At 45.4% G+C, this 20,572-nt stretch carries 13 protein-coding genes and 1 pseudogene; 6 read left to right on the forward strand and 8 right to left on the reverse strand.

Annotated features, from left to right (window positions below):
* Positions 1-123: 123 nt before the first annotated feature.
* Entirely contained in the window at positions 124-1,200 is a 1,077-nt protein-coding gene (locus B5D35_RS10575; RefSeq protein ID WP_244556559.1) for a GNAT family N-acetyltransferase, read from the forward strand.
* A 73-nt stretch (positions 1,201-1,273) separates the two neighbouring features.
* Here the strand turns inward: B5D35_RS10575 and mepK are convergent, their stop codons facing one another.
* The 6 genes and pseudogenes from mepK to B5D35_RS10605 all read right to left on the reverse strand — a co-directional run bounded on the left by mepK (position 1,274) and on the right by B5D35_RS10605 (position 8,698).
* Positions 1,274-1,825 carry a peptidoglycan L,D-endopeptidase MepK gene (mepK, locus tag B5D35_RS10580; RefSeq protein ID WP_078752551.1) on the reverse strand — a complete coding sequence of 184 codons (552 nt, stop codon included), beginning with the start codon at positions 1,823-1,825 and terminating at the stop codon, positions 1,274-1,276.
* 282 nt (positions 1,826-2,107) lie between these two features.
* A pseudogene (locus tag B5D35_RS10585) lies at positions 2,108-3,750 on the reverse strand (L,D-transpeptidase family protein).
* Between the two features lie 77 nt (positions 3,751-3,827).
* Entirely contained in the window at positions 3,828-4,940 is a 1,113-nt protein-coding gene (locus tag B5D35_RS10590; RefSeq protein WP_078752598.1) for a DUF1513 domain-containing protein, read from the reverse strand.
* A 4-nt stretch (positions 4,941-4,944) separates the two neighbouring features.
* Complete coding sequence (locus B5D35_RS10595) at positions 4,945-5,976, reverse strand: imelysin family protein (protein ID WP_157828346.1); 1,032 nt, start codon at positions 5,974-5,976, stop codon at positions 4,945-4,947.
* An 8-nt stretch (positions 5,977-5,984) separates the two neighbouring features.
* The gene (locus tag B5D35_RS10600; RefSeq protein WP_078752553.1) at positions 5,985-7,361 is read right to left on the reverse strand and encodes a di-heme oxidoreductase family protein; all 1,377 of its coding nucleotides are present in this window, start codon (positions 7,359-7,361) and stop codon (positions 5,985-5,987) included.
* A gap of 80 nt (positions 7,362-7,441) precedes the next feature.
* Entirely contained in the window at positions 7,442-8,698 is a 1,257-nt protein-coding gene (locus tag B5D35_RS10605; RefSeq protein WP_078752554.1) for an imelysin family protein, read from the reverse strand.
* Positions 8,699-9,013: 315 nt separating this feature from the next.
* On the opposite strand from B5D35_RS10605, the gene B5D35_RS10610 reads away from it, so the two are divergent.
* The 5 genes from B5D35_RS10610 (at position 9,014) to B5D35_RS10630 (ending at position 15,041) form a co-directional block, all read left to right on the forward strand.
* Positions 9,014-9,493: a MarR family winged helix-turn-helix transcriptional regulator gene (locus tag B5D35_RS10610; protein WP_078752555.1), complete on the forward strand. Its 480-nt coding sequence runs from the start codon at positions 9,014-9,016 to the stop codon at positions 9,491-9,493.
* 271 nt (positions 9,494-9,764) lie between these two features.
* Entirely contained in the window at positions 9,765-10,973 is a 1,209-nt protein-coding gene (locus B5D35_RS10615) for an EAL domain-containing response regulator (protein ID WP_078752556.1), read from the forward strand.
* A 226-nt stretch (positions 10,974-11,199) separates the two neighbouring features.
* Complete coding sequence (locus tag B5D35_RS10620; RefSeq protein ID WP_078752557.1) at positions 11,200-11,895, forward strand: aspartate/glutamate racemase family protein; 696 nt, start codon at positions 11,200-11,202, stop codon at positions 11,893-11,895.
* Positions 11,896-11,910: 15 nt separating this feature from the next.
* Positions 11,911-12,408, forward strand: coding sequence for a GNAT family N-acetyltransferase (locus B5D35_RS10625; protein WP_078752558.1), 498 nt, complete (start codon positions 11,911-11,913; stop codon positions 12,406-12,408).
* 317 nt (positions 12,409-12,725) lie between these two features.
* Positions 12,726-15,041 carry a methyl-accepting chemotaxis protein gene (locus B5D35_RS10630; protein WP_078752559.1) on the forward strand — a complete coding sequence of 772 codons (2,316 nt, stop codon included), beginning with the start codon at positions 12,726-12,728 and terminating at the stop codon, positions 15,039-15,041.
* A gap of 41 nt (positions 15,042-15,082) precedes the next feature.
* On the opposite strand, the gene B5D35_RS10635 is transcribed toward B5D35_RS10630, so the two are convergent.
* Positions 15,083-15,823: an alpha/beta fold hydrolase gene (locus tag B5D35_RS10635; protein ID WP_078752560.1), complete on the reverse strand. Its 741-nt coding sequence runs from the start codon at positions 15,821-15,823 to the stop codon at positions 15,083-15,085.
* 288 nt (positions 15,824-16,111) lie between these two features.
* Complete coding sequence (mukB, locus tag B5D35_RS10640) at positions 16,112-20,572, reverse strand: chromosome partition protein MukB (RefSeq protein WP_078752599.1); 4,461 nt, start codon at positions 20,570-20,572, stop codon at positions 16,112-16,114.

Below are 20,572 nucleotides of genomic sequence, written 5' to 3' on the forward strand. Positions count from 1 at the left end.
ACGAGGTTTAGACATGAGACTACGACGATTGATGGGTGTAGCCGATCAGATCGTAGCTTCTAGATTTAGTTCCATCGATTTAAGCAACAAAGCCCGTTATCAACACTGTTATTGGTGAATGAGATGTTTGCGCAGGAAGACAACAGTATTGCGCTTACGATCGGTGAATCTATTCCGTTCTCAAGCTATAACACCAGTGCAAATCTACCTGCAAAAACACGTGTGAAACTTTTTAAAAAGCACTTATACAATCTCTCCCGAGGAAAAGCTGGCGTATTCCCGACAGAATCTGCCATTGCATCACCAGAGCCTCGACTCGCGGTTAAAGAAGAATTGGAAAACAGCGAGCGCTTGGGCACTACCCCTGACGGCAAAATGATTTACCTTTATCGCTATCACGATGAATCCCCTGTCATGCGCGAGATAGGACGATTAAGAGAAGTGGCATTTCGCGCCGTTGGAGAAGGCACAGGACAGCGCCGAGACATCGACAAATATGACCCTCACTATTTTCACCTTGTGCTTTGGGATCCAGAGGCGCTCGATATCGTTGGTGCCTACCGTTTTTGCGATACACAAGCAATCATGGCAAATCACGGGGTCGATGCCATCTACACCAATACATTGTTCAATTTTAACGGCGGTATGAGGCAGGTCTTGGATCAAGGATTGGAACTTGGCAGAAGCTTTGTGCAGCCTAAATATTGGGGGAAACGGAGTTTGGACTACTTATGGCTCGGGATTGGTGCATTCTTATCAAAGCACCCACACTATCGCTACCTGTTCGGCCCTGTCACAATCAGCAACGCGATGCCGCTGGCAGCGAAGGAACTCCTTATTTTTTTCTACTCTATGTATTTTGGATCATCGGCCATGTTGGCAACATCCAAACGCCCTTTCAACCTCAATAATCAGAAGCAGCATGAGTTGCTCGGGCAATTTTGCGGTGACAATTATCAGAAAGATCTTAAAACGCTTAAATCCCTGCTCGATAATTTGGGAACAGCCATTCCAACACTCTATAAACAATACAGTGAACTCTGCGAAGATGGCGGCGTTCAGTTTTTAGATTTCAGTGTTGACCCAGATTTTGCTGACTGCATTGATGGTTTGGTCATGGTAGACCTTACCAAGCTGAAGGAAAAAAAGCGGTTACGCTACATCACACCTCATAGAGAAAAAGCGTTGAGCGAAGCTTAGCGTTTAAACCGCACATGAAAAAAAGGCGCGAATTCATCGCGCCTTTTTCGTATATTCAATCTAGAAACAGTGCTTACCAAGCTCTCACTGGCCCTGTATCCACATGGATAAAGCCACTTTTCGGGTAATACCCGACGCCGCCAGCATTTAACGACAACGCTGCTTTTCGTAAGGAAGCAAGCGGAACGCCTTCCACAAAGAAATCGATAGCCTGTCCCGTCATGTGGTAGCTCTTTTTAGCTTGACCGCCACCACCATTTCTCAACATTTCATTGGTTGCTGGCGAACGATAACCTGACACCATAGTGATGGGGTTCGGTGCCTTTACCAAGCCACAAATCGCTACCAGCTGATCATAGAGTTTCGGGTCCATCTCCGTTGACAAATTTCTCCGATGATCGCGGCATAAGTGGTTTAACTCACCGAGACCATCCATGAGATATTGTTTGCCATCGAAATAACAAACATCAAGGTGTTCACCCGTATTAATGCTGGTCATCGCCAAATTTCGAGGCTTCCCCTGAGCAATCGGGAGCGCAAAAGCCGCATTAGGTAGCACCGCCGCAGCCAGACAGGCGACTCCGCCCACCATAAAGCGACGACGTTGAAGATCCAAACCGTCCATAAACCAACAAGTTCCCACAACTGTAAATCACAACAAGTAGCGGCAAGGCCCCGTTTTTTGACACAAAAAACGAGTGCGCACACTAAACAAAGGGGAATCTATAGATTTATTAATTAACAATCAAACGGGTTGCTGTCTCTAAAATGAGCATAAACATGTAAAAACACCACCTTCGTGCTGATATTTCACACAATTTCGTCATTGTCAGAGAAATGTAAATTAATGAAATTATGACTATGGGGCCACAACACCGTCATTGCCCTGGTTTAAACCCTAGGTAGGCTAAATGGGCAGACGACTCGCGGCGAGAGAAGATACTGTGGCGTTATTTCGCTTTGGGCGCGTATCATAGTGATATACATCATCTCGAAACTCCACGCCTCCTTCTTCATTTACCCATGCGGTTTGATAAATGGTATGCACTTCAATTTGCTTACGAAGCGATACCCATTTTGTTTCTGGAATTTGCGATAGTAATCGTAATCGCCAAACTTTAACCCCGATTTACTCAACAAGATCTGCGCCAGTGTTTCGGCTTTTTGTACACGAATACAACCTGAACTGTATGCTCGGCGTTCTTTGTTAAAGAGACTCTTTGCAGGCGTATCATGTAGGTAAATCGCGTTCCCATTGGGCGTGTTGAACTTATAGCGTCCCAGTGCATTGAAGTTACCGGGAGACTGTTGGAGACGGTATGGGAAGTTTCTCGGTGTCACCGTTTCCCAGTCAATTTCTTCATGGGGTATTACATTGCCATTGACCCAACTACTGAGCACGGTATAGGAGTGTTTCGAAAGGTATTCATTGTCCTCTCTCACCTTTGGAAGAATATCCTCTCGCATGATCTTCACCGGGACATTCCAACTCGGGTTAAAGACGACGGAGTCCAAACGAGATTCAAACAACGGTGTTCTTCTACTTGGTCGTCCGACAACCACTTTACTGTCCAGAATAAGCTGGCTATCCAACCACAATTCCATTTCGTAATTTGGGATGTTCACCAAGATGATCTTCTCTCGACCTGTCGGCCATAAGCGAAGCCGTTCCATATTTAAAGCGAGGATTTGGATGCGATTATCGGCTGATTTATTGAGCCAGCGACGCGTCTTGTGTCCAATGACGCCATCCACTTTCAAGCCATGCTGTTGCTGAAATCGCTTCACAGCTTGCACCAACGTTGCGTTGTAAAAGCCAACCTTGTCAATTTTCAGCCTTTGCGCTTCAGGTGTACTCAACACACCTTGTCTTTCGAGGTTAGTGATCAGGCTGTCAGGATTATCCAGCTTTTCACCATGCTTAATCAGCCCGCGCTGAAGAAATTTTGGCCAATATGAGGGTTCCAAATCTTGTAACGCTACGATCGCTTTCGCCATTTCACGATATTGCATCGTGGCGGGTCTCAAATTGTGGACGAAGCCATAGAGTTTGTTCTTCATTGCTGAGACCAGAAAGCGGTTCATCTGTGTCAGCGTTGGGGAAGGCAAAACGGCATCAATGTCAGTGCCGAAAAACCAGCTTTTGCCATTATTAGGGATGGATTCGATGTAGCTTATCAAAGCAAGAAGGCTATCAGTGGCAAACACGTCATACGCGCGCCAACCACCACTTGCACGCAATTCTCTCAATATTACCGCTCGCCATTCAAAATCCTGGCTAATACCCGCCAAAGAAATAATGTTGATTTGGGTTTCTAACTCGTCTTTGGCTCGATAATCATGCCAAATAGGGGAAAACGAGAAGCTTTCGTAGATACGGGCAACTTCATCCGTGTACGTAACGATGCCAACTTCCGGCTCAGCCTGCTGAACCCAAAGTAGTGCTTCTTCAGAGATGCGACGCTCATTGGACGCCTCCACAGCCATTGCCGCGAACGGGAATAGGGCAAAAACAACCAGTGCCTTAATAATCGTACGGACAAATCCCATGCATCACCTCCAAATAGAGATCTTAGTATGGCAAATGACACAATTTTCGTTGGCGGAATTTTTATGAATATTACAAATCAGAGAGTTAGAAAAGCATGATCTGAAAGCATGACCCAATGGTTGTCCCATACTACGTCAGTCCCTTGATATATCGGGATTTCTTTTGCACTTTTCACAACTAATCGTCCACTACCTGAACTGATTGCAAAGCCAAATTGATTTGCCGAAGCACCTGATGCGTCAAGCAAAGTGCCCATTTCCATGAGTTTTCCAGAGCCGAGATCCCACACACCAAAACAGTTTCCTCTCGGAGAGGTGGCGACAATCTGTGAATCTGTACACGCAACACTGCCAATATATTGATTGAACCGCTGCCACTGTTCTGGCCTTGCCTCTAACGCTAGAAACTCACCACTTTTTCTCAATATCGCTAACAATGGCAAGGCTGCACCGTCTTCGCCCTTGTATTGCTGGGCAACCACAACATCACCATTCCTACTAATCGCAATATGCCTAATGCTCAGTTGGTGATTTTCCAACTCGTACCGTCCTTTCAACATGCCACTCTTACGATCAAGCAACACCAGAGCTGGCGCCATATTGTCAATATTGAGCTTTTCTCGGCCTCGCGTTTTTATACCGCCTACCGCCACCGCTAATGTTTCGTCATTAACCACTCTCACTTCATGAGGACCGGTACCAAAACCCGAAAATTCCCGTGTTTTATGTAAACACCCTGAAGGCAATATGTCATAAACACCAATAATGCCATCACTGGTTTCTGTAACACCTTCACTGGTATATAGAAAATGTTCGTAGACATCACCATGCCCATAAAAGATGCGATCATCCGGCGGGTAATAAACACCAAGCGTGGTTCCGTTTTGTGTATTGATGGTTTGAATAAACCTTCCTGGACGGCGGGCAAAAACAAAGCCCATTGACCGTTCCCTCATTAACGCGATGCCGTGGCCACGAGCTTGAAGAGAAGAACTAAAACACCGAATGCCTTCGCGTGAAACCCCGGTGACCTCATATCCTCCATCATCGCTTCTTGCACACCCCAAAAACGCCGGTTTCACGTTGTCTGAATATCTCGTTTTAATTCCCAGTCCGGCGAGTGTGCCACCTACGACAGACACACCGAGCGCAGACAACAAAAGACGTCTTCGTTTTTGACTGATAGCCATCGATTCAATCACCGTCTGTAGAATTAAAGCCGACTATCATTCCCAGCGCGGGTCCCGCCTCATCATCCAGCGCTATATTAATGTATTCGAGGTTGTTCAATACCATGATCAATGAACGGTAACCTTCTTTCGATTCGAGTAACGCTTTTAAGCCCTCACCATCAGGAATACTTTCTACTGCTGCCTCCCAGTGTTGCGTGAGACAGTTAGCGAGTTCCGTATGTGCGTTTGCAATAAGAATAGGCTCAAGGGTTTGCGCATAGAGACGTTGAAGATGCACGACACTTGCACGTAAAACCGTGAGCGACTGTTGCGAACGCCAAGCTTGTGCCTGATAGGGTTTTGGATATCCAGGCTTGCCCATCGGCAATTCAATGGCTTTCATCGTTGTGGCCAGTTTCGCTGCAATAAGCCTAAGTGCATCGGTATCACGCTGTTTTTCCTCGGCATCACGCCACGGGTTAACAGCCCAAGACGCCGTCAACGCCTCAGCAGACGAAACAATTTTTCCCGCAACTACAGTCATAAGCCTGCAGTTTTCCTTCACATGGATTGTATTTGCGGAATCAAACAGCAGCCACTCCATCGCCCCTAACCCCTGAACCGCCACACTTTCTGTTGAAAGAGAGTCCACAGAGTAGGGACCGCCCTTTTTAATCAACCGTGATAATTGTCGACCTGTCGTATTTTTTTTGTCTGGATAAAATTGTATTTGCCAACTTAACGATGTGGCTTTTTCATTGCCAACATTTGTACCTTGAAGCGGAGCCCAAGCCTTCATTGCTTCGACCCACGCCTGTTTTGTGCTTTCTATCTGAGACGGTTCACTGTCGGTATCGCAAAAGCGGTTGGTTGACTTCGCAAGGAGAGAAGCATCTTGAAGAAATCTCTGTGATGCCAGATGCTGACTTGCCCATAGCGGATCAGGGATATCCACCGTTTCAGTTTCCGCGTCCAACCCACACCCAGATAGCGCAACCAGAGCCCCAACTAACATCGAGATTCTCATGGTCGTCTTCTTTTCTATTCGGTTCATTTTCATGCCTACAAAGAATGAAGAAAGGCAATCAGCGCTTCACGCTGCTTCTGATCAAAGCCCAAAACTGTTTGCTTAGTCGCTTCAGCCTCACCGCCATGCCAAAGCACCGCCTCCAAGGCGTTTCGTGCACGACCATCGTGCAGGAATTCAGTATGACCGTTCACCTCTTCGGTATAACCCAAGCCCCATAACGGCGCAGTTCTCCACTCTTGCCCATTCGCTAAAAACTCGCCACGGTTGTCAGCTAAGCCCTCCCCCATATCATGGAGAAGAAGATCGGTATACGGGTGAATCAATTGATTGCTGATTGCTTTTCGGCCTTCTACAGTGCCCGTTTTAATGTCACGTTGGTGACAGCTTTGGCACCCTGAATCAACAAACAGAGCCTCACCTTCTATAACCAGTGGGTCCTTCACATTTCGACGCTTTGGAACTGCTAAGTGTTGCGTATAAAACTCTATAAAATTAAGAATTTTCTCACTCACTTCAGGGGCTCCCCCATTCGGAAAAACGTCACAAATAGCCTGGGATGGAGAGCAATTTTCTTTTGGGAAATGTGTCGTTGTCAGCCCTAAATCGCCATTAAACGCCGCCGCATTTTGCTGCATCAAATTCGGTTGGCCCGCTTTCCATCCAAATCGTCCAATCTGCGTCGTGCCAGAGGCAATGTCCCACACCTTGTTCGGACGGCCTGAGATCCCTTTACCTTCTGAAGCTTGTTCGTCTGCGAATCGCTCGATAGTTTGGTTAGGAATGGCTTCCAATAAGCCTAAACCAATCATTGGGGGAGCGACTCTCAACGACATTTCAGTCGAAGGGTGAAGTTTGCCGTAGTTCAGCGCTTCTATCGTCAACACGGGTTTTCGAAGTTCAACTTTGAAGCCATCACTAAACGTTTCTGTGTGGGTTTCAAATTCAACTTTTATGTGCCCTTCTTCCTTTGAACCGGGTAAAGCAAAGTCTTGCAACTGACCACCATACGTAGGCTCTGGTACATTTCCATGTCTCTTTACCCATGCCTTTTGTGCTTCCGATATTGCTGGGATACTGAGGCGGATGAGAATGGATACAGCATTTGAATCACTTTCCGAAGGAAGGTGTCCTCTGCCATCTTTAATATGACAATTCTGGCAACCATTCGTATTGAACAAAGGCCCTAACCCGTCTCTTGCACCAGTTGATGCGGGTGCGCTCACCCAGGGGTTACGGAAAAAACTGTTTCCAACACTAAAATCGATTTGTTCTGACAGGGGAAGGTTTGAGGCGGCTTGCGAAAATGCATTTGCGCCTTGTTGAGCCGTTGTTGTATCACCGCCAGATTTTACTGACGCAAAGAGAGTGGAAGATACAAACATGAGTAATAAAAAAAGAGAATACTTCATACATCCAGCACGTAATTAACAGTTACGGTATAACGACAAAAGCCTCCAAAGATCGGAGGCTTGCGATAGAGTGACATTTTCTAGAATTGGTGATCAGCGGTGTCTGGATTCAAGTTGGTAATACCCACAACACCAGCCACTTGTTCGATGCCTTGCGTCTGCTGGACCAAAGCACTAATCGCACGGTTAACTAGCTTATTGCCCGACGCATTGTCAGAAGCAATCAGCTGGTCGAAATACACGTTCTGTTTTTCTGCAGACTCGACCAATTGATAAACTTCTTTCTTGGCATTCTCGAAATCGGCCATGATGGATTTAGCCGCTTTCGGATCAGACGCTTTCACCATGTCGTAAAGTGATGGGCCGGTCAGTGTTGAGCCATCTACCTTTTTATATGAACCCGTAAATACGTTATAGATGCCCAGTTCGTTGTAGTAGTGTGAATTGTGCGTATTATCCGAAAAGCAATCGTGCTCATCTTCCGTCGAGTTTGCTTCAAGCGCCACTTTCATCCGCTCTCCCGCGAGTTCACCCAGTGACAACGATCCCATGCCAAATAGCATTTTCCGCAATCCATTATCAGCATTGTCAGATAATAGCGAGGCGCGATAGTTACCTTTTTGGTCAGCCGCCCATTGATTTTTCATCCAATCCAAATCAGAAATTAACAATTCGGCAGCCGCTTTTAAGTAATCTCTACGACGATCACAGTTACCGTTAGTACATGATTCTCCATACGCGAAATCACTGTATGCACGCTCACCAGCGCCTGCTTTTGTGCCGTTTAAATCTTGTCCCCACAGAAGAAATTCAATCGCATGATAACCCGTCGCAACATTCGCTTCTGACCCAGCGAGCTCATTGAGTGAAGCAAGAAGTTCCGGCGTAATCGTTGACACATCCAGAGTTTCACTGCCCATTTGCAATGATTCACTTGCCACAATATTGGCTACCGCGCCGGGATTACCCAACTCGTATTGATAATCATCTGCGACGTAGTCTATAAGCCCCTCATCTAAAGGCCATGCGTTTAGTTGGCCTTCCCAATCATCGACAACGCCATTCCCAAAACGAAATACTTCCGTTTGTTGATAGGGAACACGCGCAGCCAACCATGCTTTTTTGGCCGCTTCGAGCGTGCTGGCTGATGGATTGCTATTCAGTGTATCAATAGCCTCACCAAGTTGATTGGCAGTAGAGTGAGCGTCACTGAAAACGGCATGCGCGAGATCAGCATAATGTTCAACAACGTCAGTACGCGTTGATGCAGATGCTAGGGTCGTTCCCCCTACAAAAATCAACGCTGAGTAAGCGATTGCAAGAGATGAGCGTTTCATAGTCCTTCCTTGAGTGTGGTTTCATAACAAATACCCTGATTGATAACGATTATTACATTTATTTACACTTACATTCAAATGCAAATGTGAATTACTATCATCTGCACTCTACTCGGATCACAACACCCTCTTGAAACAAGTGAAAAGTTTTAGAATTAAAGATAGGGAGGAGTATTGTGAGTAAATTGCTTTCGCTAACTCTTTTCCAAATGTGTAAGGTTTGGTAAGAAACGTGCGAAAGGCCTTTTAAAAAAAAGGTTTTGCACTGATAATTTCGCCGATTTTACAAATTGCAGTTTTTAAGGAGACGCTTCTATGGAGAAGCACGAAGAGGTATTGGTTGCATTGAGGCAAATCATCCGTGCCATTGACCTGCATTCTAGAAAGTTGAACAAGGAAGCAGGATTAACAGGCCCGCAACTTGTATTAATGAGGGCGATTCACGATCTTGATGAAGTCACCATTCGACAGCTTTCAAATCACACCAATATGAGTCAAGCTACCGCGACGACCATTCTTGATCGCCTAGCTTCCAGAAATCTCATTGTCCGTGTTAGAAGCAACCTCGATAAGCGTAAAGTGCACGCACATCTGACCCCTGAAGGGGAGCAAGCGTTAGAGCAAGCACCGAAGCCGCTGCAAGAAAGCTTCATTTCACGTTTTCAGGCGCTCGACGAGTGGGAACAATCACTTCTAATTTCCTCTGTTCAACGTATCTCATCTATGATGAACGCCGATAGCATTGATGCCGCACCCCTGCTGGAAGTTGCACCACTTACATCCTCAGAACACTGAGTTTAAAGCCCCTCGCGGGCTTTATTCCTGTCTTACCTCTCTCAAAATCATCACCTCTTTCGGTTTGCACACATCGCGTAAATCTACAGGCACGCCATTACGACATAGCAAGCAAATGAAAATAAATATTCATTCACTAACCGCATAAAAAACAACGGAACACTGCCGTATTCTTAGGCAATCTGAAGAAATAGCCATGCACTTAATATTGAATTCTATCGATAAGAATCTAACTTTAACTTGAGACGGATGTATTGAAAGTGAGTGTCTAATGAAACGTTCAAGACGCGTTATGGTTATTGATGATTCGGAATCAATCTTAGCCCTGATGGTATTAATGCTAAACGAACTCGGTTACAACGAGGTCTGTACGCACTCATCACCTCAAGAAGCACTTAAACAACTCAAGCGTTCGCCACAACTTTTCGACATAGTTTTCACCGATCTCAACATGCCAGAAATTGATGGTATGGCTGTGATTCGAGAATTAGGGGAAATCAAGTATCAAGGTGGAATCTGTATTATTTCTGACCTTGATGTTCGTATCATTGAGTTAGCAGCTGAAGTAGCAAGACAACAGCATGTTTGCTTGTTAGGCAATATCGCTAAACCCATCACGTCGGATGGACTGCGGTTAATCTTCAACCGCATGACGCACATGGAAGAACGAAAATTTGTTAATTTTAAAAAAATGACAAAAGACGAGCTGCTCGATTGCATTATTCGCCACCAAATCATTCCGTATTACCAACCTAAATTGAATCCTGAAAACAATTTGGTTGAAAGTTTGGAAGTGCTGGCAAGAATCAATTTGCCCAGCGAAATGGATGCAGTGTTGCCCGGCAGGTTCATACCGACAGCCATCGAGAATGATCTCATGGATCTCCTCACCATGCAGCTCGCAGAAAAAACAGCGCTTGATATGAGCGCACTCTCCAGCATTTTTGGCAATCAGGTAAAAGTGAGTATTAATCTTGCTCCCCAACAATTAGCCAACCTAGACATTCCAAACCGTTTAGAGTCTTTATTTGACGCAAAACACATTGCTAAGTCTCGCATTGTATTGGAAATAACGGAAGAATATGAACTCAAGTCGACAGAACAAATGGAGTCGCTAAATCGCTTGAGGATCCGGGGATACGGCTTGTCGCTTGATGATTTCGGTACCGGTTTCACTAACATTCAGCAACTTCGAAGTTTGCCTTTTACCGAAGTGAAAATTGATCGCACTTTAATCAACCAAATCCACTGCGATCAATTTAGCCAAGTTATTGTCAGTTCACTCACGGATATTGCTGATAGATTTAAAGTAGACCTTGTCGCTGAAGGTATCGAACACTTTGAAGATTTGGACTACCTCACCTCTCGTTATCCTGGCATCTTGCTGCAAGGGTTTCTAATCAGTCGCCCTAGACCTCTCGAAACCCTGTCTAGTTGGTATCAACAATGGCTGAAAAGCGTCGAAACAACATACAGCTAAGAATCTCCGATCATTAATCTTGTTTTTCATTCCTGATTTCACTTCTGTGCAAAGAGGTTATGCCACACAACAACAACGACTGTCTGTTTGGCTTTCCTCTGTCCTACCCAGCAGATCTAACTGTAAATTTTGTTAGTTCTATTCAAAATTTTGTGATACCTCTATTCGTCAGAAATGCTTGCCCATTCAGCGCAAGTTTACTCGTTTGCTAAAGGAATAAGCGTAAATGAAATCTATCGGCGTAATTGGTGGTATGAGTTGGGAATCGACAATGACCTATTACCGCTTACTCAATCAATATACAAAGCGTGAATTAGGAGGACACAACTCAGCAAAAATTTTGATGAGCAGTGTCAATTTTGCTGAGATAGAGGCATACCAACGCTCGGGTGATTGGGATAAATCGGCACACTCGCTCGCAGATGAAGCCAGAAAGCTGGAAGCCGCAGGTGCTGACTTTATTCTCATTGCAACTAACACAATGCATAAAGTCGCAACAGAGGTACAAAGCGCAATCTCAATTCCGCTTCTTCATATCGCCGACGCAACAGCCCTTACACTAAAAGAAAACGGTATCCACCATGTTGGTCTGTTAGGGACAAGATTCACGATGTCACAACCGTTTTACAAAGAACGTTTAGAAGCTCATGGTATCACCGTCTCAGTTCCACCCGATTGGCAACAAGACGTTATTCACGAAATTATTTACCAGGAGCTCTGCCAAGGTGAAATTAAATCACACTCCCGCCAGCAATACTTGTCAGTTATTGAAGAGCTACAAGGCTTAGGTGCACAAGCCGTTATTCTAGGCTGTACTGAAATTGGTCTACTGGTCCAGCAAAATCACACCGACGTTCCTTTGTATGACACCACAGACCTACACGCACTCGCCGCAGTTAAATTGGCATTGGAAGATAAGTAATAGAGAACACCAAGGATGACGATACGAAAAGCAACGCCTGCAGATTTAGAGACAATCAATACCATTTATAATCACTACATCCTCAATACATCTATCACGTTTGATTATGATGTTTGGTCTCTTGATCAAAGACGAAATTGGTTCGAAAAAATCAGTCACAATAGCGATATATACCACGTCATTGTTAAAGAAGACGAACAAGGCAGTGTAATTGGTTTTGCTTACAACAACGAATTTCGCGAAAAGTTGGCCTATAGGGTCAGCAGTGAGCTGACCATTTACCTTCACCCTGACTATGCATCTAAAGGTGCAGGCTCACAGTTGATGCAGTCGCTATTGAACAGGATTTCAACATCTGAAGTCCACCGTGTTTACTCTGTCATCACACTACCCAACCCTGCGTCACTTCGACTGCATGAAAAGTTTGGGTTTAAACAGGTAGGTATACTGTCAGAATCTGGCTACAAATTTGAACAATATCATTCTGTTGCAATACTTGAAAAAAGCTTTTAATTTTATAAGCCTGCAATAAGCCTTCGTGTCACTAGACGTGAAAGTCTACCAAGCCATGTCTAGTGTCACATACAACCACTTTCTCTTTTTAGCAGCATCAAACAGAAGTATCTCCATTAAGCATGCATTCCACGCGTTCTTGTTTTTCCGTCAACTTCCATCGATTAATCACAGCGTGAAAATTAATAGCTCTACTTTTCAAAGCCTTAAATGGCAATGCCTCGAAAATAAAGTTATCTAGGCTTAAACAGCAGAATATTACCTACACTTACATTGTTATATGTGCAACTGATGTAACATATTTGGAGCGGACTAACATGAAAATTTCCACCAAAATTAAAGCCGCCTTTGTGGGTATGAGTGTATTTGCAGTCATTGCCACCGCAGCATTATTAACGATCACAGCAACTGACACATCGAGTAAAGCCCTAGAGCAACAAGTTCAAAATCAATTACTCTCGGTCAGAGAAGTAAAAAAATCCGAGATTGAGCATTACTTTGACGGGATTAGCAAACAGCTAACTAACCTCGCGAATTCCACGATGACGGAAGACGCAATGTTGCAGTTCTCAAAGAGCTTTAAAAGTGTCAATACGGAAACATTCCCCGAACAAGATCAAGCGCAGAAATTGCGCGATTACTACACCAACGAGTTTGGAAAGACTTTCCAAGAAACCAATGCGAAAGATTCGAATTCTCTAGCGACACTAAAAAACATTGGTATAAATGGAAAACTCTTACAGCAAGCCTACATTGGGGTGAACGAAAATCCGCTAGGAAATAAACACCTTTTAGATAAAGCGGACGATGGCACTACATACAGTGAGATTCATGAGGTGTTTCATCCCAACTACCGCACCTTCCTTGAGTCTTTTGGCTATTACGACATATTTTTGGTGGATACATCAGGCAACATAGTTTATTCCGTATTTAAGGAATTGGACTATGCAACCAACTTGGTTAACGGACCTTACCGAGAAAGTGGACTTGCAGAAGCATTCAATGGCGCAAAGAACCTAAGTAAAGGTGAATTTTCTTTTGTAGACTTCGCTCCCTACTACCCTTCCTATGACAGTCCTGCATCCTTTGTTGCCTCACCGATTGTGAGAAATGGCAAAAATATTGGTGTGCTTGTTTTCCAGATGCCCATCGATAACATCAATGCGATCATGACGTATGGCGGGATGTGGCACGAAGATGGACTCGGTGACACGGGTGAATCATTTCTAGTCGGCCCTGACAACCTGATGCGTTCACAAAGCCGTCAACTGGTCGAAAATAAGTCTGATTACCTCAAAACACTACGTGAAACTGGCGTTAGCACGGAATTGATCAATCGTATCGATATGACCGAATCCTCCGCTGGGCAACAACCTGTCAACACCGCACATGTAAACGCAGCCCTTAATGGGAAAGCAGGTTTTGAGACCGTCATCAACCATGCCCAAGATGAAGTCTTTGCCGCTTATAAGTACGTCAATATCCTTGGTAAGCAGTGGGCATTGGTGACTGAGATTCATAAAAGTGAAGCAATGGCTGCTGTAAACCATCTTGAAAATACGCTTTCGACCATCGCAATGCTAATCGGTGCAACATTGATTGCGATATCGATCCTGATGGCGTGGCTCATTGCGGGCAGTATAAGCAAACCGATTTCTGTATTAACCAATAAAATCACCCATATCGCCAATAACCACGATTTAACGGTTCGGTTAGATGTGAAGGGAAAAGATGAAATCACAGAACTTTCGTCATCAATGAACGCAATGCTTGAAGATTTTCTGAATGTTATCAGGGGTGCTGATACCACTGTAAAAACATTAGGCGTAGCTTCAGTAGAGATACGAAACAACATAGAATCAATGCGTAACGAAGTTGATATGCAAGCGTCCAACTCTAGTCAGGTTGCGACAGCCGCAACAGAAATGAACGCATCCATCTCTGAGGTCGCACAGTTTGCAAACAGCGCATCCGATTCGTCAGAGAATGTTGTGGTTTCGGTTAAACAGAGTGCGGATGTTGGCCAACGTTTGGTTTCTGAAATTTCAGAACTCTCAACCAAAATGGGTGATGCTACTGACTCAATGCAACAGCTATCAACTGAGAGTAACTCGATAGGTTCAGTATTGGACGTTATTCAAGGTATCGCTGAGCAAACTAACCTACTCGCGTTGAATGCCGCCATTGAGGCTGCTCGTGCAGGAGAGCAAGGTAGAGGCTTTGCAGTTGTTGCCGATGAAGTTCGCTCACTTGCGATTAGAACGCAAACCTCAACGGAAGAAATTCGCGCGAAAGTCGAATCACTACAATCTGAAACAAATAAGGTGGTCAATGGCATTTCAGGCGCAAACAAGTTTGTAGCCAGCAGCGTTGAAAACTGCAATCGGAACAATGAGATGCTTGATCAAATTGCCAATATGATGACTGAGATTAATGACATGAACACGCAGATCGCCACCGCAGCAGGTGAGCAATCTTCCGTCACTCAAGAAATTTCGTTGAATGTCAATAATATTGCGAGTTCATCAAAACACCTTTCCGACAAAACACACAGCACTGACAATACAGCGAAAGAAATCAACACCCAAACCATGCAGCTTACAAAGCAAATTGGAATGTTTAAAATAGCATAATAAGTTAGAAAAAAGAGCCCATACAAATATGGGCTCTTTTTTTATGCAAATACATCTTCTTGAGCGGGAAAATATTCAATAATACACTTTGAAAATTCAATAGGCATTTCTAACATTGGACTATGACCGCAATTAATAACCTTTCTAACTTTTAAATTCACCTCAGATTCTGCAAGGTTTTCCCAATGTGAAATTGGTGTAATTTCATCATGGTCGCCCCAAATTAATTGGATGTCATGCGGTACATTTTTCACTGCCTGAGGAACATTATAATCACGACTAACACCCAGCCACTTTGCGATATTAATGAATGCCCTTTTATCACCAAACAAAGAGGCAATTTCTTCGACACCATTTTGAGGGATTTTAGTTTTATCGAAAAACACGCGGGCAGCAAGTTCTCGCGCTACCTTGACGTCACCGGTTTTTAAATCTGCCAATGTGACCCCTGTTTCGAGCTCTGCCAAGCCTGGCGAACCGCTAACAATCAAACCGCAAACTTTGCTCGGGTTAAGACGCGTGTACTCTAACGAAATTAACGCACCCATCGAGTTTCCTGCAATAATTGGCTTGTCATTGCAGTGCGACACAACCTCATCAATTTTCTTTATAGCGTATTCCATACTGCCTTTTAGACTAATTGGAATAGGCTGATTGAACGATATAACTTTATATCCATTGTCGCAAAGCGTGTTTGCTACATCATCCCAAATCCATCCCCCGGCGAAAAGGCCTGGTAATAGAATGATTGACTGTCCACTGCCTTTAATTGAAACATCCATTTACTGAGTTCCTTTTTTATTTAATTTCGCAAATTAAATGCGACAGGCAATTAATGTTCAAGTTAAAGTTTATGACAGCCACCATAACCTGACGCAGGTAACGCGGAAATGTAACTAATGATTCTGATATTTCATAGCCATAACAATTTGGGATTTATATTGCAACACGAAGATTGAATAAACTAAAAATAATACATTCATTTATAATTAACGTTAATTTTAATATACCGAATGATATGTAATAAAAAGGCCAGCAATACGCTGGCCTTCTCTTCTTTATATTATCCGTTAATCTGCAATTTCTAATGCTTCTTGGTGAGGCGTCGTTACCTTTGCAACCTCGCCAAACCCGCGAAGACCGACCACGTGAACATGTTCTTTATCATTAAAGATCTTACGAACAAGTTTGTAGGTCGTTCCCTGCTCAGGACTGATATTTTCAGGTGCTGCAATCAAAAGCTGCATATCGAGGCGATGACAAAGCTCAAACAGCGTAGAGATCGATTTCGCATCCAGACGCGCTGCCTCATCAAGGAACAGTAAACGACAAGGAATCACATCTTTACCACGCAGGCGACGAGACTCTTCTTCCCAACTCTGAACGACCATCAATAGAATAGCTTGACCCGTACCAATGGCCTCACCCGTAGACAGCGCACCAGACTCAGCACGCAGCCAACCATCAGTACCACGGTTCACTTCGATACCCAGTTCAAGGTAGTTTCGATAATCCAAAAGCTCTTCACCCAGAACTTGCGGAGAACGCTGACCCATATCAATATGCGGATTCAAACGCTGGAACAATTTCGCCATTGCTTCCGAAAACGTCAGTCGGTTGTTGCCGAAGAGATCTTGGTGCTGCTCTGCATTTTCTGCAAGCCCAGCCAGCAATTGCGCGTGCGTATCACGGATAGACACGTTCAGACGCACACCTTTTACCTGACCAAAACCAATGTTCGACAATCCTTGGTTCAGCAAACGAATACGGTTTTGCTCACGCTGAATCGTTTTGCGGATGATGTTTGCCACAGACTCAGAACTGATTGCCAGACGTTTCTCACGCTGAGTCAGTTCTTCGGTCAGGCGGCCTAGTTCCACCTCCATCTCTTCAATCGCTTCGACAGGGTCGTCAGTACGAATGATGTCATGGCGGATACGCTCACGCAGGTGTTGATAAACCGCGACATAGAACAGTACCTTACGCTCTGGACGCGCCATATCTTCCGACGCACGCAGGGCATCGCGCAGTGTTTCATTGTCTGCCACCGCAAGACGCAGCGCACCCAACGATTTATCTGACAACGAACGCAGTTCGTCAGCGGACATGTACGCCATTTCACGGCGGTTCAATTGCTTCTCAACGTTGCTGGTACGCGCAATTTTCAGAACGCCAACCCAACCCGCTTTCGCATTCACTACGAAAGTACGTAGGTCGGTGTATTCTTTGCCCGCTTTCTTCAGCGTCTTGACCAGAGATTTCATCTCCAGTTCAATCGATGTCAGGCCTTTCTCAAGTTCACTCTTACGACTGCGAGACTGAGACAACTGTGCATTCAGTTCATCACGACGAATGCGTGCTCGCTGTTCCGCTTCAACGTCAGCACGAACACCCAGCTCAACCAGTTCACGTTTAAATTCCGCAACAGTTTCTTGTTTTGCCTGATGTGAGCTTTTCAGTGATGCCAATAGCTGGTTGTACTGGTTTACTTGGTCACGAACCTGCTTCACATGTTCACGAGAACGCGTACGCGCGCGCTCGGCATCCACGAGCTTGGCTTTCAGCTGTTCGTTCAGCTCGCTGCTTTTATCCAGCAGAGCCAGAGCATCTTCATAACCGAAGTGGTGTCGTCGCTCAACCAGATCAGACAGTGCGAACAGTGTCTTCTTCAGTGATTGCAGTGACAGATCTGCTTGCTGGTAAGCATCATTCAGTGCATCGAATTGCTCTGGGTCAGCATCCAAAGTAGAAACTAGGTTTTCTAGCTCTGTCAGAGCTTTACCGTGCTCGCGCGTGAAGTGACGTGCTTCGTCCGCTTGAGACAAACGGCTTTCTACTTCTTCTAAACGCGCTTCCAGCGTTTCATCTTCCAGTGCGCTGACAACGTGCTGAAGTTTGTTTAGCAGTGATATCGCTTCTTTCGCGCCAGCCAATTGACTACGGATTTGCTGTTCGTTTTCACGAAGTTGAGTAAGCTGACGCTGAACACTGCCGCGTTTTTCACGCAAGTCTTTCAATGCCGCTTCAGGATCTTCATTGAATGCCACACTCATGTGGTTAGACACAAAGTGGTTGAAGCTTTGGCTCAAACGTTGCAATTTCTGTGCGTCAAACGATGCTTTCGCGTAGTTTTCTACCAGCTCTTCGCGTTTTTCACGCAGCACCTCTAGACGGTGCTCACGTGCCGCGCGGCCAAACAACGGTACTTTCGGGAAACGAGAATAACGTAGCTGACGGTCATTCAAATGAACACAGACCGCGCCTTCCATTTCATCAGCGTCGAAAACACTGTCATCGAAGCCTTCGGCTTCACCTTCAATGACATAAAGGTCCTCTGGGCAATCTTCGATATCAACCAGTTTTTCTTTGATGCCTTTTAGATCGGGGACAACAATCGCGTGACGTGCTGGACCATACAACGCAGAGAAATACGGCGCATCATGCATTGTGATGTCATCGTAGATTTCTGAAAGCAACGTACCACCAAGCGTATCCGCCAGAGATTGCAAACGCGCATCATCGCTACCACCCGGTTGTGCGAGACATTCAATTTCCGCTTCCAACGCCTGTTTCTCTACCGCCAGTTTGTCACGGGTATCCAGCGTTTCACGCTCTTTGGCCATGACTTTCTGCATAGTATCGAGAACAGCTTGGTTATCGTAAAGCTCTTCACCCGATTGCTCTGAGAGTTTCTCTAGCGATTCTTGAGCTGCGATCCATGCCGGCGCAACCTTTTCAAATTCCGCGATTTTGTCTACAAACTCATTCTCGTTACGTTGCAGTTCACGCGTTTTCTCTGATTGCTCGCCCACTGATTCTTCAGCAAACTCTAAACGCTCTTGTTGACGCGCAGATTCAATCTCTACGGCTTCTTCTGTCACAACAGATGTCGAGAATTGGCGCAGGTATTGCTCTGACAGTGTTTTGGCTTGTTGGAAGCTGCGCATCTGACGTTCGAGGTCGCGATGTTGCGCCGCCAATTGGTCAGCGTTTGCAGCCAAAGACGAAAATTCTCGGCCTTTCGCAATGACGTCTCGTGCTTTTGATGCTGCATCGCCACGTTCAACCTGACCGACAACGCTGCGAACCAGTTCCAAACCGCGATCAAACTGTTTCGCTGCCGCAGAAGAAAGATCCAGCTTGTGTTTCAGGCTCAGAAGCTCAGAAGTCTGACGGTCTTCATCTGCTTTCAGCGAAGTCAGTAGTTCTGCCGCGTTGTCTTGAGTTAGATCGTCATTTTCAGAAAGTGATTGCGCTTTTTCTAATGCCTTCACCGCTTGTTGATATTGCAACGCACGGGTTTGCTGCATATCCAGTGCTTGTTGATAATCTGCCAACTGGGTTTTCAGGCTATCAACTTCTTCTTCACTGAAATGCGCTTGCTCTTCAGCGATGGCGAGCTGCTCGGTTGCTTCTTCAACAACCATCATCTGCTCTTCAAGGCGAACAGCCAACTCTTCCAAATCTTCCTGGTAACGCTCAACTTTCTCTTGTTGGCGAACAGCGGTCTGCACCAGTTGCAGGTGATCAGACGCCGCTTGATGATCCAACTCTAAATGCGACTGACTTTCCGTCAATGCATCCAACTCGTCGGTCATGCGACCAAACGTGCCTTGGAAATCATCAAGCTGACGACGCGCACTCAGCAATTCACCTCGGCGTTTTATCGCCAGCTCAAGCTTGTTGCGACGCTCATTGGCGTGACGCATATAATCCGACGCAACATAGTTGGTCGATTCAGTGATCAAGTGTTTGAACAGATCTCGGTCACGTTGCGTCAGTTTGATCGCTTCCAGCGTCATGCGGTTTTCGCGAAGTGCCACTTCCATATCTTGGAAGGCTTTCTTCACGCCACCATTTTGCGGCAGCAGGTAATCGCGAAGCGACTTAGTAATCGCACTTGAAATACCGCCGTACAATGATGCTTCGATCAGGCGGTAGAACTTCGAGCGATCGGTCGAGTTACGCAGCTTCTTCGGCAGAGCACCGAATTCAAACATTTGCGCATGATAATCCGTCACCGAAGTGAACGCTTTGAAATGCGCAGTTTCGTACTGACCTAGAGAATCTTTCACTTCATTCAATTGACGAACACGCACCTGATTTTCAGACACGTTTTCAATCAGAATATCCGTAACTTTTGCACCCGAAGGCAAACCTTGAATGATAAACGGCTTGATATCGACTTTCTTGTCGCGACCCGCTACTTGCTGAAGGCGCACACCAAATAAAATGCGTTGGTTACGTGAGTTGATAACATCCAGAGCCGCATAACACGCACCCGGTTTCAACTTACCGTGCAGGCCTTTATCACGTGATGCGGTTGAACTCCCCGCTTCGGTGGTATTACGGAAATGCAGCAGGCTTTGGTCAGGGATCAGAGCGGTAATAAATGCCGCCATGGTGGTAGATTTACCCGCACCGTTACCGCCTGACAGCGTCGTCACTAAATTGTCGATGTCAAATGTACGTGCGAAGAAGCCGTTCCAGTTAACCATCGTAAGCGATTGGTATTTACCGCGTTGGATCAT

It is taken from the genome of Enterovibrio nigricans DSM 22720, from assembly GCF_900167155.1.
In the GTDB taxonomy this organism is placed as follows: domain Bacteria; phylum Pseudomonadota; class Gammaproteobacteria; order Enterobacterales; family Vibrionaceae; genus Enterovibrio; species Enterovibrio nigricans.